11 protein-coding genes and 1 pseudogene are annotated in these 13,542 nt (G+C 66.2%); 11 read left to right on the plus strand and 1 reads right to left on the minus strand.

What is annotated here, in order from left to right; all coding sequences use genetic code 11:
• The first annotated feature begins 24 nt into the window (after nt 1-24).
• The 9 genes and pseudogenes from AB0M39_RS06505 (at nt 25) to AB0M39_RS06545 (ending at nt 10,286) form a co-directional block, all read left to right on the plus strand.
• The gene (locus tag AB0M39_RS06505; protein WP_365360859.1) at nt 25-1,281 is read left to right on the plus strand and encodes a UDP-N-acetylglucosamine 1-carboxyvinyltransferase; all 1,257 of its coding nucleotides are present in this window, start codon (nt 25-27) and stop codon (nt 1,279-1,281) included.
• Nucleotides 1,278-2,502 (plus strand): annotated as a pseudogene (locus tag AB0M39_RS06510) (metallophosphoesterase). The gene AB0M39_RS06505 and the pseudogene AB0M39_RS06510 overlap by 4 nt, the downstream one beginning before the upstream one ends.
• The gene (dcd, locus tag AB0M39_RS06515) at nt 2,499-3,038 is read left to right on the plus strand and encodes a dCTP deaminase (protein WP_365360799.1); all 540 of its coding nucleotides are present in this window, start codon (nt 2,499-2,501) and stop codon (nt 3,036-3,038) included. Before AB0M39_RS06510 ends, dcd begins: the two are co-directional and overlap by 4 nt.
• Nucleotides 3,035-3,571: a deoxycytidine triphosphate deaminase gene (locus AB0M39_RS06520; protein ID WP_365360801.1), complete on the plus strand. Its 537-nt coding sequence runs from the start codon at nt 3,035-3,037 to the stop codon at nt 3,569-3,571. Before dcd ends, AB0M39_RS06520 begins: the two co-directional genes overlap by 4 nt.
• The gene (locus AB0M39_RS06525; protein WP_365360803.1) at nt 3,568-4,692 is read left to right on the plus strand and encodes a glycosyltransferase family 4 protein; all 1,125 of its coding nucleotides are present in this window, start codon (nt 3,568-3,570) and stop codon (nt 4,690-4,692) included. Before AB0M39_RS06520 ends, AB0M39_RS06525 begins: the two co-directional genes overlap by 4 nt.
• A 100-nt stretch (nt 4,693-4,792) precedes the next feature.
• On the plus strand, nt 4,793-5,848 hold the full coding sequence (locus AB0M39_RS06530) for a serine hydrolase domain-containing protein (RefSeq protein ID WP_365360805.1): 1,056 nt from the start codon (nt 4,793-4,795) through the stop codon (nt 5,846-5,848).
• Nucleotides 5,849-6,390: 542 nt separating this feature from the next.
• On the plus strand, nt 6,391-6,918 hold the full coding sequence (locus AB0M39_RS06535) for a hypothetical protein (RefSeq protein ID WP_365360807.1): 528 nt from the start codon (nt 6,391-6,393) through the stop codon (nt 6,916-6,918).
• A gap of 426 nt (nt 6,919-7,344) precedes the next feature.
• The gene (locus AB0M39_RS06540) at nt 7,345-9,510 is read left to right on the plus strand and encodes a hypothetical protein (protein ID WP_365360809.1); all 2,166 of its coding nucleotides are present in this window, start codon (nt 7,345-7,347) and stop codon (nt 9,508-9,510) included.
• Entirely contained in the window at nt 9,507-10,286 is a 780-nt protein-coding gene (locus AB0M39_RS06545) for a hypothetical protein (protein ID WP_365360811.1), read from the plus strand. The genes AB0M39_RS06540 and AB0M39_RS06545 overlap by 4 nt, the downstream gene beginning before the upstream one ends.
• 495 nt (nt 10,287-10,781) lie before the next feature.
• On the opposite strand, the gene AB0M39_RS06550 is transcribed toward AB0M39_RS06545, so the two are convergent.
• On the minus strand, nt 10,782-11,330 hold the full coding sequence (locus AB0M39_RS06550; RefSeq protein WP_365360813.1) for a hypothetical protein: 549 nt from the start codon (nt 11,328-11,330) through the stop codon (nt 10,782-10,784).
• 156 nt (nt 11,331-11,486) lie between these two features.
• On the opposite strand from AB0M39_RS06550, the gene AB0M39_RS06555 reads away from it, so the two are divergent.
• Nucleotides 11,487-12,968 carry a 5'-methylthioadenosine/S-adenosylhomocysteine nucleosidase gene (locus AB0M39_RS06555; RefSeq protein WP_365360815.1) on the plus strand — a complete coding sequence of 494 codons (1,482 nt, stop codon included), beginning with the start codon at nt 11,487-11,489 and terminating at the stop codon, nt 12,966-12,968.
• 247 nt (nt 12,969-13,215) lie between these two features.
• Nucleotides 13,216-13,440, plus strand: coding sequence for a CorA family divalent cation transporter (locus AB0M39_RS06560; RefSeq protein WP_365360861.1), 225 nt, complete (start codon nt 13,216-13,218; stop codon nt 13,438-13,440).
• Nucleotides 13,441-13,542 lie beyond the last annotated feature (102 nt).

The following is a 13,542-nucleotide window of genomic DNA, read 5'->3' on the forward strand; positions in this document are numbered from 1 at the left end:
CGAATCTCCCCAGTCGCAGCCGAAGTGGTCGCCGTGCGACCGAGCGTTCCGCTTGCCGGGGCGGTGACCGTCGACGGGTCGAAGAACGCGGCCCTGCACCGCCCCGTGCACCTGAGCAATCTCCCGGCGAACACGGACGTCGAGACGATGCTCACCCTCCTCCAGCAGGCCGGCTGGCACGCTGCCCGCCCGGTCAGCGATCCGCACACCACGCTGATCCTGCCGAGCGACAAACCGCAACCGGATGCGGATCCCGAGGTCGCTGCCCGGATCCGGGCTTCGTACTACCTGGTCCCAGCGCTGCTCGGCGCCTACGGACGGGCCCGCCTGCCGTGGCCAGGCGGCTGCGCCATCGGGAAACGCGGGATGGACCTGCACTTCAAGGTGTGCGAACGCTTCGGCGACCGCTCGACCGTCGATGACCACGGCTACCTCGTGGAGGCGGCCACGGGTGGACGCGGGACGGTCTCGATCATGCTCCCTTTCCGGTCCCGTGGGGCGAGCATCGCCGCTGTCCTGCGCGCGGTCGTCGCCGGACGTCCGCTGCGTCTGGGGCAGCCCAATCTGTCGCCCGAAGTACTCAGCGTCGTGGAGGCGTTGAAAACCACCGGGTGGGAGTGCCGGGTCAGCGAGACCGTCCTCGTGCTCCAGCCGCCCGCGTCCGCCTCCGGTGGGGAGATCGCGTGGAGGGTGCCTGGCGACAAGATCGAGGCAGGCACCCTGGCCTGCGCCGTCGCGGTGACCGGCGGCAACGCCCAGATTCTAGGCGTACGTCGCGACGACATCGCTCCTCTGGTCAATGCGCTGCGCTGGCTCGGCGTACCCGCCGACGCCGAGGACGGCACCCTCGCCGTCCAGGCTCAGGAGGCCCAGCCCACCGGTCGACCACTGCGGGCCATTGCCTCGCTGTCCCCCGGCGGCCTGGACGCGGACTTCGAGCCGGCACTGATAGCCCTGGCCCTCACCTTGCCCGGCATCCACCTGTTCGCCGACGAGATCAACCCCGGCCGCCACGGCAACCTGCTGCCGCAGCTCGTCCGTCTCGGAGCCACGATCGACGAGCTTTCGCCCACGCAGTGCCGCTTCGCCGGGCCGCAGCAGCTGACGGGTGCCGGAGTTGAAGCCACCGACATCCGCACGGGCTCCGCCCTGCTCATCGCCGGACTCACCGCTCGCGGCGTGACCACCCTCGGCGGCCTCGAACAGCTCCGGCGCGGCCACGCCGACCTGCCCGTCAAGCTGCACGCCCTCGGAGCAGACATCTGCGAGGTGACCCCGTGAACCGGCAGCTCCGCCAGATCATCGCCACGACCGACGTCCACTCCACCTTCGACTCGGCCACCCCGATGCTCGCTCACCTGCACGCAGCCAGGCTCGACAGCCTGATCGTGGACTGCGGCGACTTCTTCGAGGGCAGCGGCTACTACCGCCTCGGCCAGGGGCGCATCGAGCGGGAGCTCCTCACCACCCTCTACGACCTGCTCGCACCCGGAAACCACGGCTGGCCGCACTACTTCGAGCCGCAGCTGCACCGGATGACGGTGTGCGCGAACACAACCGCCGAGGACAGCCCGCGTACGCATCCAGGACATCGGAGGGCGACGAGTCGCCGTCACAGCGGTGATGGGCCCGCAGGCGTTCAACGCCATCCCACTTCACCAGCGTGCCGGTCATCACGTCAGCGACCCGGCTCAGGCTCTGCGCGAAGTGATGCTGGAGCACCATCACCGCGCCGACGCCTGGATGGTGCTGTCCCACTCCGGCTTCGAGGAGGACCTGAAACTGGCCGCCGCATGCCCGTCCGCCGACGTCATCTTCGCCGGGCACTGCCACAGCGACAGCTTCGGTCCCGTGCGCGTCGGCGACACCCTCGTGGTCAAGGCGCGCGAACTCGGCGTCGGATACGCCGCCGCCGAGCCCGTCGGCAGCGGCTGGGCAGCCCGCACCAGCGCCTTCCCCGGCTCCTCTGGCGCGCCTCACCAACTCGCCTCACTGATGGATGAGATCTCGGCCCTCGGGCTCCAGCTGAGGAGCCCCCTCGGCGCAGTGAACGAGCGCCTTCGCAATACGCTGTTGGACCGCCGCGAACTGCTCGAAGAGATCGCCGGCCGACTGCACTCCGGCCTCGGCGCCGACGCGGTCGTCCTCAACGAGACCGCCCTGCGTCCCGTACAACTCGGCACCACCCTGACCCTCGGCGACCTGCTGGCCATCGAGCCCTTCGGCAACCAGCTCGTGCACGCCTTCCTCCCCGAGCCGCACGTCCAGGACCACGACAAGCTGCTCGACCACCTCACCGAACTCGTTGGCCCCCTGGTCGTCGCCCCTGCTCCCCTGCCCCCGGCGATCCGCACCGTACTGACCACCGACTACCTCGCCGACAGCTACCTGGGCAGGCGAACTCACCAAGCAGGCATACAACTCGGGCAGGCCGTGTGCCGCGTCCTGACCAACTCGTCACTCCCCACCTCCGACCAGTCCCCAGAAGGCGGCGAGCAATGATCCTCACCGGACCCGAGATCAAAGCCGCCGTGGCCGACGGGCGCTTACGCATCACCCCCTTCGCCCCGGACCAGACCAACCCCAACAGCTACAACGTCCGCCTCGGTCCGACCCTGCTGATGTACACGGCCAAGGTGATCGACGCCCACCACGCCAACCCGACACGTTCGGTCCTGATCGACACCAACGGATACGTCCTCCAGCCTGGCGAGCTGTATCTCGGGCACACCATCGAGGAGGTCGGATCGGACGTCTTCGTCCCCCTGCTCTTCGGCCGCTCATCCGTCGGCCGCCTCGGCCTGTTCGTCGAGATCACCGCACCGATCGGCGACATCGGCTTCCACGGCCAGTGGACCCTGATGCTCTCGCCCATCCGCCCACTGCGGGTGTACGCGGGCATGAAGATCGGGCAGATCATGTTCTTCGTCTCCACCGGTGACGTCGACCTGTACCGCGGCAAGTACCAGGGCGCCGCAGGCCCACAGTCCTCCCGCTACTGGCTCGACACGGCACGCGTCGAGGCGGTGGCCTCATGATCCTTACGGGGCCCGCCATTGCCGCCGCCATCAGCGCGGGAGAGATCACCATCTCCCCCTACGAGCCCGCACGGCTCTCGCCCAACGCCTACGACTGGCGCCTGGGCGACACGATCCGCGCCTGCGAGGCCGACCTGGACGCCGCCGCCCCCACCGCGTACACCGAACACACCATCCCTGCGGCTGGCTTGGTCCTGAAGCCTGGAGTGCTCTACCTGGGCGTCACCCTGGAGAAGACCAGCTCGGAAACGTACGCACAGCTGCTCAACGGGGACCGCACCATCGGCGCCCTCGGCATCTGGGTCCACGTCTCCGCCCCGCTCGGCCACCAGGGCCACGCGATCCGCTGGACGTTGGAGATCCGTGTCGCCAGGCCCGCCCGCGTCTATCCAAGGATGACCTTCGGGAAGCTGGTCTTCCTCACCACCCACGGCAGCCCGGCCAGCTACCAGCAGGCTTACGCCAAGTACGCGGCGACGAAGGGCATCGGCATCTCCCGCCTGTACGAAGAGATCCGTCAAGGAGCACTGTGACTCCCCCCGTCGTACGCCCCGCCGCGGGTTCGCTGGCCGCCACGTTCCTGGACCTCCCGGCCCGAAGCCCTGGCGGCAGCGTCGAACTCTTCCTCGACCTGTACACCGGCCACAGACCACTCATCCCCGCGCGGGCCTTCATGCTGGCCCCCACCGGTCCCCGACCCACTCTGCCGCCCGGGCTCGACTTGTTGGCGGTATCCGGGAAGTGCCTGGGAGGTGTCGGCTTCAGTCGCTACGTCGGAGCCCTACGCAGGGCTCTGGTGACCGCCATCAGCCCTGGACAGATCGGCGTACTGCACCTGCAACACCTCACCTTCGGCGCCACTCCAGCCTTACTCCGAGCGCTGCCGGCACACCCCAGGATCGCCTTGGTCCACGGCACCGATCTGATCTTCGCCGAGGCCCACCGCGAACAGCTTCAGGTCCTACGCGAGACCGCGAGGGCCGCTGACGCCATCGTGGTCCCCACTAGCGCGATGGCCGATCACCTGCTCAAACTCGCCCCACGAGTCGACCGACGAAAGCTCGTCCGCATCCCATGGGGCATCCCGGACCGCCTGCTCACGGGTCCGCCGACCCGGCCCGCCCGGACCTCGACCAGCCAACTGAGGGTGCTGTACGCGGGTCGCCTGACAGCCGAGAAGGGCGTCGAGCGGCTGGTCGCAAGCCTGGCGCACATTCCAGGCGTCGAGCTGAGCATCGCCGCCCCCAGAGCCCAGTTCCACGCCTTGGCCCCGCTCCTTCAGCGGACTGGCCTGCGCGCTCAGTACCTCGGCTGGCTCCGCCGTCCACAGCTGTGGAAAGCCTTCGCCGAGCACGACGTACTTGCCATACCGTCCACCACCTTGGAGGCCATGGGACTGGTGGCGCTGGAGGCCCAAGCCTGCGGCCTGCCCGTCATGTACCAGCCCGTGCCCGGCCTCAGCGAAGTCCTCGCCACATCCGGAGTATCCACCGACTTCACCCACCCCGCCACGCTCGGCCGCGACCTGGATCGGCTGCGGACCGCTGCGGGCCTGCTGCCCGCGCTCCGGCAGGCGGGCTACGCGAACGCCGCCTGCTACCCGCTCTCAGCGACCGCTCAAGCGCTAGTGGACCTTGGCCGCCAGTTCACCTGAACGTCTCACAGCAAGACGATGCCGCCACGCCGATAACCCACCGAACCTGCCCCCGTCACTAGGCTGACCCGGCGGGATGCACACGGCGAACAGGGAGACCATGACGTACCGCCTCGACAGCATCGAACAACTCCTGAGCGAAGGAGTCCGCGACAAGGTCTACCCAGGCGCGGTGTGGGCCGTAGGTGACGCTGCCGGCATCCGCTCCTCCGGCTCCACCGGAGTGCTCGACCCCGCCGATCCCGATGTGCTTATGCGACGCGACACCATCTTCGATGCCGCCAGCCTGACGAAGATTCTCTCGGTGTGGGCCTTGATCGGTGCCCTCTGGGAGGAAGGCAAACTCGACCTCGACATCCAGCTCGGCAGCTTCTGGTCCGAAGTCGAGGACCACCCGCTCGGTGTCGTAACCGCTCGCCAGCTGCTGACACACACCGCTGGCGTCCCGCTGCGAGCTCAGCTCAAGAGCCTCTACGGCACGGACCCGCAAGACGTTCGTGACGGGGTCCTCCACGAGGCCCAGCACCGCTCACCAGGTGAGGCCGTCGAGTACACGGATCGAGCCGCCCTCATCCTCGGCTACCTCGCCGAGTATCTCGCCGGCCAGCGACTCGACGAGTTCGCGACGGAGCGGACTTGGCGGCCGCTGGGCATGGCTGCGACCTGCTTCGGGCCCTTGCCCACCGAGATCGCCGCACGTTGCGCCCCAACTGAATTGGACCAGGAGACCGACGCCCATCTCAAGGGCATCGCCCACGACTTCTCCGCGCGGCTCCTGGGCGGAGTATGCGGGATTGCCGGCGCGTTCACAGTCCTGGACGACCTCGCTGCCTTCCTCCGCTACATGCTCGACACGACCACGGCACCCGGCCGCGCAGGGTTCGGTGGCACCTGGGCCACCGAATCGCTGACGGTCCAGACCGGTGAACTGGAGCCCGTACGGGGCCTGTTCTGGCACCCTGCGCCCGGCAGCGCCCTCGTGGATGACACCTGGGTCCACTACGGCTTCACCGGCACCGGCATGTGGATCTCGCCGCGTCAGCAACGTTGGGCAGTGCTTCTGACCAACAAGCTCTACTACACCCGCGACCGCCAGCCCTTGGCGGACATCCGCAACGCCTTCCGTAAGCTTTCCTTTGACTCATGCGGCGGCTGAGCGGCCTCTGGGCTCATCCCGCGCGGCGCTTGTGGAGCGCGGCATGCTCCCGAGTGCGATAAGTGCCGCTAGTCCGGCGACGAGTGCGAGCATCCCGAAGACGCGGGGGTATCCGCCAAGCGGAGCAGCCAGGGCGGCCCCAGCGAAGGGAGCGAGCGCCGAGGCCCGAGGCCGACACCGCCACCAGCGAGAACGGGCAGCCATACTGCCTTCCGTGGTGTCAGGCCAGCCTCACTCCTCCTGAGGCACGGCGGAGCCGTACGGCCCTTTACCGCATTTCGGCCAAGCCAGGATGCTCGCACGCGGGCCGTTCCGCATGATTCCGGCCGGAAGTGCTTCTGCCATATGCGCGCCAGCCGGGCGCCATCGGACCGCGTCCACGTCAAAGGCATCGCACACATGAACGCCAAGAGTATTTAGGACATCACCTTGCGTGACTGGAAGGGTCCTTCTCTCTGAGTGAGAGCGAACGTACGGTCAGTCAGGTTTTGCGCCTGCACGTACACAGCGGGAAGCGCAATCAACGGGGAGGGCATACATCCGTGGATCCACTGACGTTTCCGATGCTCGTCGGGACCGCACTCACTGAGGCAGTCAAGTTCCTGTTCGACCGGGCCGGAGCGGTTCTCGATCGGCGTGCGGGCCGGGTTCCCGTGGAGGAACCGGAACAAGTCGAAGGTACGGTCGGGCCGTTGACCGTCCGTCCGGCTGAACTGTCCTCTGGGCGGATCGAGCGCATCACCGAGGCCCGCGGAGCACTCCAGGTGTATTTGGCTCGTCCAGCTCTGCTGCAGGGAGACGATCCGGAGCTCAGGGATCTACTGGGTGCGCTGCGCGTGGATTTGGAGGAGATCTACGGGCGGCAACTTCCCTTCGGCGACGAGGAGGAGCGGCCAGCACGCCCCGGAGTCTCCGTCACACAGCGCGCAGAACAACTCACCGGTCACCAGGTCGGCGTACGCGCTCAGGACATTTCTCAGACCGGCCGCGTACGCGTGGACCAATCCGCGAAGGTCGTCGAGGCGGCGGCGGAACAGGTCGGCGTCGAGATCGACGGAACCATCGGCTGAGAGGCGGCGCACCTGATGGCTCTCGACGACGAGCAGGACTACACGCAGCAGCAGTCCGTTCCGGCTACCGGAAGCCCGTACGGCGCCGGAGAAGATTCACCGGCGCGTCCGCCGCTGCCCGATCGCTACAGCGACGGAGAAAGGACCAACCATGCGGAGGGCTCCGCCCTCTCCGCCGACGCACCCACGGCAGGCGTCGACGCCAACGCCGAGTCAATAGCGCGCGCTCGCCCTGAAGTAGCCGCACCGGCGGACTCACAGTCAGGATCCGCATCCACGCCATACCCCCCTGCCCCTGTTATCCCACCGCATAGCCCGGAACCGGCAGCACAGCGACTAGCTGATCGGGGCAGGACGGCACCCCCGTCCCCGGCGGCGATCGAGGCCGTCGGGCAGGCGGCCACGCTCCAGCGCGCGTTAATCAACATGGGCGAGATGATCGGCACGAAATACGTGTTCGAGCAGACGTTGGATGCCGACGCGCCCATCGAGGCTGAATACTTGGCGGTGATCCGCAAGGTTTTCGCCAAGCCCCGTTACGAAGAAACAGACCGGACCGGCAGTCCTTTTGCCCATGCCCTCGAGGCCCTGCGACCTTCAGGTTCCGTACTGGTCATCAACCGCCCACCGAACAGCAGCAGGACCACGACCGCATACGCCCTTCTCGAGCAGCTCGTGGAAGAAGGCTTGATCACAGAAGTGCGCCCGCTCTCTTTCGGCGGTGCCCAGCACTTCCCTGCACGACGCCTGCCTCATGACCACCGGTGCGGCTTCTTGCTCGAGCTCCCGCCAGACGAAGATGGCTTTCAGGTAGCCGACACGTTCGGTTCCGGCCTAGGAAAGCTCGGTGAGCAGCTGGCACGGCGGGACAACCGACTCATCGTCCTCACCCGCCCGGAACAATGGCGACGGATCAGCCACGGCGCACCGCCGAGCAGCGCGCCGGATCTGGGCGAGATCCACCCCCACGACATCGCCACCCGCTGGCTGCTGGCACAGGAGCCGTCGTTCCCGGTCAGTTCCTGGCTCGACAGCACCGGTATAAGCCGCCTCATCGGCGGCATGACGCCCACGGACATCTTGAATGTCACGCCTCTCATGCTCGATGAGCACCGAAAGGCCGAACGACTCGCGGCCGATGACCTCTCGGACGTCGCCCGAAAATCGGCGCAGCAGACTTCCGCCGAGCGGCGCCGCTCCCTCGACGAGCAGATCGCGAATGTCGTGGCTGTTCTCAGCAACTGGGAAGACGCGCTCTACGAGTGGCACGAACCAAAAGACCGCGTCCGGACCAGCTTCGAACGGAGCTTCCTTCTGACCGCAGCCGTCCTGCGCGGCGACCCGGTGGGCCATGTATACGCCAAGGCAGCGGAGTTGACCGACACGCTCGACAAACGCGACACCCCTGTCGCCGTCCACGGTCAACAGTCCCCGGGCGTGATCGCCATGACCAAGGCCATCAAGGCGTGCCGCGAGGAGGACGGAACCCTCCGTTTCGACCGCCCGCACTGGGATGACGCCGCGATTGAGTACTTCTGGAACGACCGTCCGCTGGCCCGTACCTCCTTCTTGAAGTGGCTCGCCCAGGTCCCGGTCGACGACACAGGAACGAACAAGGAAGCCCTGGAGACCATCACCAAGGACGCCCGCCGCGCCTTGGCCGGCCGCATCGGTGAGTTCGCGCTGCGCTGGGCCGTACGCCATCGCAGACAAGAACCGTTAGAGGCCATCGTCACGGCGTGGTACGTCCACGGCACTGATAAAGAACTGTGGCCCTTGGCTGTGAAGTTGCTCGATAACGCGGCGATCCACGCAGCCAGCGCTCCTTATGTGCACTCCCTACTGCTGTCCTGGGCCAAGCGCAAGGATCCCTCCCTCCAGCAGGCCGTCGTCGAGGTCTGCACCGGACAGTTCGGGCGACGTCACACCGGGAAGGCACTACGCCGCCTAAAGCGCGTGGCCAACAGTGGGCTGCCAGAGGTCGTAGACAGTCTGCGCGAAGCGATCCAGGTGCTGTGGGCGGACGCCTCCGTCCGGAAGACGCTCTTCGGGTACGTCGTCGACTGGTGTGGTGACGAGAAGATCCGGGACACCGTTGGCCACCGTACGTTCACGGCTCTCGCCGCGTCGTCTGCGCCAGAAGCCGACCGAGTACCGCTGGTGCTCCACAGCGACACCACGCCGGGCGCTGACGAAGAGGAAGACTTCCGCCCTCCAGTCGCCGGCCTTGTCACCGGGTGGCGCACTCTCCTGCGTCAGGCGAACGGAGCAGCGGGGGATCGCGAACTCGACCGGGCCGTCTTCCTGTGGCTCGATGCGGCCCTCGAGCGGCCGCCTTTGCGACCGATCATCCTCGACACCCTTCGCCGGGCCGTGGCCGTCCGTGGTCCTGAAGGCCCGACCCTGCGCGAGGCCCTGCGCACCTGCTCACAAGTATGGGTCCAGAGCGAAGACCGCGCGTACTCGCCCGACCGGGCAAGCCTGAAGCTCGAACTCTCCTCCCTCCTCGATGCCGACCTCGCCAAGGTCCAGCAGCTCCTGCTGCAGGAACACCCCGGGGCAGACAAGTCAGAGGAGCCCGAAGCCGCATGAAGCGCCGCCCCGCCCCCGAAAGCGCCTCCCAGCCGGGCGGTGCCACCTGGGTCTCCACCTTCTCCGACCGACCGCGCAGCGCGGACCCGACGCTTCACTTCTGCGCACACGTCCGAGCAGCCTGGCGGCGCCGCGACGACACCGACGTCCCTGCGGCCCCTTACGCAGCCGGGCAACTCGTCAGGACCGTGATCGATGAGGCAGCCGCCGCTTGTGATGTCCTCCGCCCAGACGCTGCCGAGCAGGACATCGGCACCGCACTCGCGAAAGCCCTGCCTCTCGGCGGCGCGGGGGTGATCGTCGTGGACGCCACCGTAAGCATCGAGGTGGATGAAACAACCCGGAAGAGCGCGTTCGCCGCGGAGCGGCTACAGCAGAGCCACCGTCGCCAGGAAGAGCTGCTGCGCCGCGAACTTGAGCTGGATGAGTTGGCCCGTCGCCAGGCCAAAGCACGCGAGGAATTCCTCCAAGATCACATCCTCGCCAACCCCGCCGCCGCCCGGCTCTACACAGCTCTGGAAGGCTCAGCCGAGAACTGGCCCCGCCTGGGTGGACCACCAGCCGGTACGGATCTCGAAGATCTGGTCCGCACAGTCAGACAGTGGCAACCCGGACAGCAATGGGTCGTCGTCGCTCAGGTGATCCACGATTTCGTCAGCAAGTTGAGCCCCGAAGGCTGCAAGGAACTACTCGTCCTACTCGCAGGCACCGTCAAGGCATTCGGCGACGAGGACGCCGCCCGTGCCCTCACCGCCATTGCCGGCGAGTTCCAGTGAAGGTGATGCTCCTGCGGTGGCTTCTCGATCCGGTCACCAGCTTGCTGGCAGTGCGGCTCCACGCCCAGAATCATGGCCGTATGTCGTACGAGGCAGCCTGGCGACTGGCCCGCGTCACCCGGCACCCCGACGAGATGGGGTATCGCCTGCACGGTCATCTCCCGGAGGACCCCACGGAGGTGACCGAGCCACCATGACGACAGCTGGTGTTCCCTGGCCTTCCAACGGTGAACCTGAGTGCGAGGTGTTCGTCCCCCGTCACACCCTGGGCGGCGGTCTGCAAACTCGCGCCAGCAATCGTTGCCAAGACGCACCCGAGACGCAACGACCCTCCACCCATGGGAGAAATCTGGGAGATGATCTTCCCCCGGAGGCCAACCGAGACTCCGCCGCACCACCTCTAACCAATCCCTGAGCGGCGCGTTTACAAGATCTGCGGGTGCCGATCTTGCCCGAACCTCAGTCGGGGCAAAGAGGTCGCCGGTCAGCCATGTTCTAGCGCTCGGCGTAACGCAGGAACTGCCAGCCCAGAGCGGTGAGGGATACCGTCTGCATGATAGAAGCGGCCAAGAGCACCGGGTGAACTGCGCGCGAGCACCAGAATACGATCACGCAAGTCATCGGCAAAGCCAAGAATGTGAACAGATCGACAGCTATTTGTAATCGTTTACGGGTTCTGCGGTTCACGTCACCACGGTGATAGATCTCCCACCTGAAAATGACACCACTAGGCATACCATTGATCTCGGCCAGCCTTGGCCCCAGTTGGTCGCGAATGTAGCCACCGATCGCTGATATCTTTTCGTCGTTTACCAGGTAAGTCCACCCTAGGACTAGGCAGATAACGGGGACAGCGAGCAAGAGTTGAGCGTGCTTGTTCTGGACGGTGATCGCCAAAACCGCAGTCGAAGCAGCGAGCGTGAAGTAGAGCAGGTTGTCGCGAAACCCGATCCGGGCCTTCTGCTCCTCTTTGATGCGGTCATACTCTGCCAACAGCAGCCTGCTTTCGGTGACATCCTCCGCCTCGGCCACGGCATCCCCCATCCGAAAATTCGAGCGACAGCCCTACTTGAGTTCGACTCTCCCACTCCCGAACAACGTTGTCACACCGCAGCGTTAAGCTGTGACCACGTCCCAGGCGCATCGGTGCAGGACCTCACGATCGCTCGGGTAGGCAAGCCATTGTTCGCGAGGTGCTACGTGCGTTCGTCCAGCGGAAAGATCGTTGTCTTCACCGCGCTTCTCTTGGAGTACCGAGCTGTGCGGGCACAGGTGATGGACCCAGAGCGTATCGACCATGGGTCGGGAACGATCTTCGAGCGCTGCCGTATCCCGGGAACGAGCTGGGAGGTATACCTCGCTCGAGTCGGCCAGGGAAATCATGGCGCAGCCGTTCTGACTGAGCGCGCCATCCACATGATCGCCCCGGACGCCGTCTTCTTCACGGGCATCGCTGGCGGCATGAAGCACGACGTCGCGCTAGGCGATGTGATCGTTGCGACCCGAGTACTCGCCTATCAAGGTGGCAAGCAGGAAGAGTCTTTCAAGACGCGGCCCGAGACATGGAATGCATCGCACGGCTTGGAGCAAGCAGCCCACTTCGCCGTGCTGGATCCTGACTGGTCCCAATCTCTACTGCCTGCGGACCGAGAGACGCCCGAAGTCCACTTCAAACCAATCGCTGCCGGTGAGGTGGTGGTGAACGCCCCGAGCTCCGCTCTTCAAGATCTTCTGGATGTGCACTACAACGGCGTCGCAGCGATCGAGACGGAGGGAGCGGGCTTCGCCAGCGCCGCGTCCATGGCCGGTCAAGTTCCGGCACTGGTCATCCGAGGTATCAGCGATCGGGCCGACGGCAACAAGCAACACACGGATGACGGCGGCTTCCAGCTCATCGCCGCAGACAACGCCGCGGCTCTGACTATTGCCACCATCAAGGCGCTGCCCTCCCCAAGAGCAAGCGACGCCAAGCTGCCGAGTTCACGCTCGGACGCCGCAGACGCCTCTCCCATCGCGAACTCCCTCGTCGAAGAGCCTCTGTCGATCTCTTGGCGCAAAGACCTACTTCCACCACGGTCCAGCGAGAGCGCCACGATGGAAGTGCACCTACTCCCGGAGAGCGGCATGCGGTTGCCTGCTCGCCGGTTGAACCGGCTGCCGGATGAGCTCGTTTCCCTGGGCCGAGCAGAAGGGTTCTTTACAGCGACCGAAGAGGTATCCAGCATTTTCGAAACCAACTTTGCCGCTGCGTGCGTCCGCGATTCGCGGCAGGGGAGCTGCCGCGGTCTGGTCATTACTCGGTCTGGCCAGCGAAGCTGCTGGGAGTCACTCCCTCGATCAAGCAGCATGCTCATGCCGGTACTCGACCCAGAACACACACAGCAGCGTGTTGCTGAACTGCTGCAACTCCTACTGCGTCTCGATGATGTCCCGGGAACCCGCTTTGCCCCCGCGATGGCCCTCGATCCCGCCGATCTCGTGACCGTAATGAGCCTGGAAGCCGCCAGGACCTCCACCGGCGCGGTCCTGGCACGAAATGGACGCGGTGGCCCAGTGCACGTCCCGCCCGACGAGATCTGGGACGCCTCGAACATCAGCGACGCGGTACCGACCATCGCTGAGGAGCTCACCCTGCGGCTCATGTACCACTTCGCAAGCCCGCGCGACTCCCGGCAGTTCTGAGTCGGACTCCATCCCTGGCGGACGAGATCCAACCTGTCTGGCCGGTCCATTAACTTTGCGTAGCACCTGCCGGCACCTGGATCGGACTCCTGGCCAGCAGCGACCCGTGCTCCCCGGCAGCGAGGCTGGGGAGAACCTGGGGAGAATCAAGCCGCCCTGGGGAGTGCCTGGGGAGTATCGACCCTGCAAGTCGACGTCACGGTGAAAGGGCCGGAAACCCGCATCTCCGCAGGTCAACACGCCCCAGATCGCGATTCGTGCGGGTCAACGCCGCGAGGGCGACGTCTTCAAGAAGATCTCCTCGTGGGCCGCGATTCTCTTCGCACCCACGCTTGTCGGAACGATCTACGGCATGAACTTCGACAACATGCCGGAGCTGCACTGGGCGGGCGGGTATCCGTTCGCGGTGGTGCTGATGGCGGTGGTGTGCACGAGCCTGTACGTGGTCTTCAAGCGGAAGGACTGGCTCTAGCGGTCGATCGACCCCATTTACGCCGCGCCATTGGCTCGCTTCTGCGAGGGACCGGATGGGCATTCCTCCCGGTCCGGATGCTGGCCGGCAGGTCGGCATCCG

Source organism: Streptomyces sp. NPDC051907, assembly GCF_040681075.1.
Taxonomy (GTDB): Bacteria; Actinomycetota; Actinomycetes; order Streptomycetales; family Streptomycetaceae; genus Streptomyces.

Bases quoted from the DNA above. Each gene is read 5' to 3' on its own strand.
- dcd (WP_365360799.1), top strand. From the start codon at position 2,499: ATGATCCTCACCGGACCCGAGATCAAAGCCGCCGTGGCCGACGGGCGC.
- AB0M39_RS06520 (WP_365360801.1), top strand. From the start codon at position 3,035: ATGATCCTTACGGGGCCCGCCATTGCCGCCGCCATCAGCGCGGGAGAG.
- AB0M39_RS06530 (WP_365360805.1), top strand. From the start codon at position 4,793: ATGACGTACCGCCTCGACAGCATCGAACAACTCCTGAGCGAAGGAGTC.
- AB0M39_RS06540 (WP_365360809.1), top strand. From the start codon at position 7,345: ATGGGCGAGATGATCGGCACGAAATACGTGTTCGAGCAGACGTTGGAT.
- AB0M39_RS06545 (WP_365360811.1), top strand. From the start codon at position 9,507: ATGAAGCGCCGCCCCGCCCCCGAAAGCGCCTCCCAGCCGGGCGGTGCC.
- AB0M39_RS06550 (WP_365360813.1), bottom strand. From the start codon at position 11,330: ATGGGGGATGCCGTGGCCGAGGCGGAGGATGTCACCGAAAGCAGGCTG.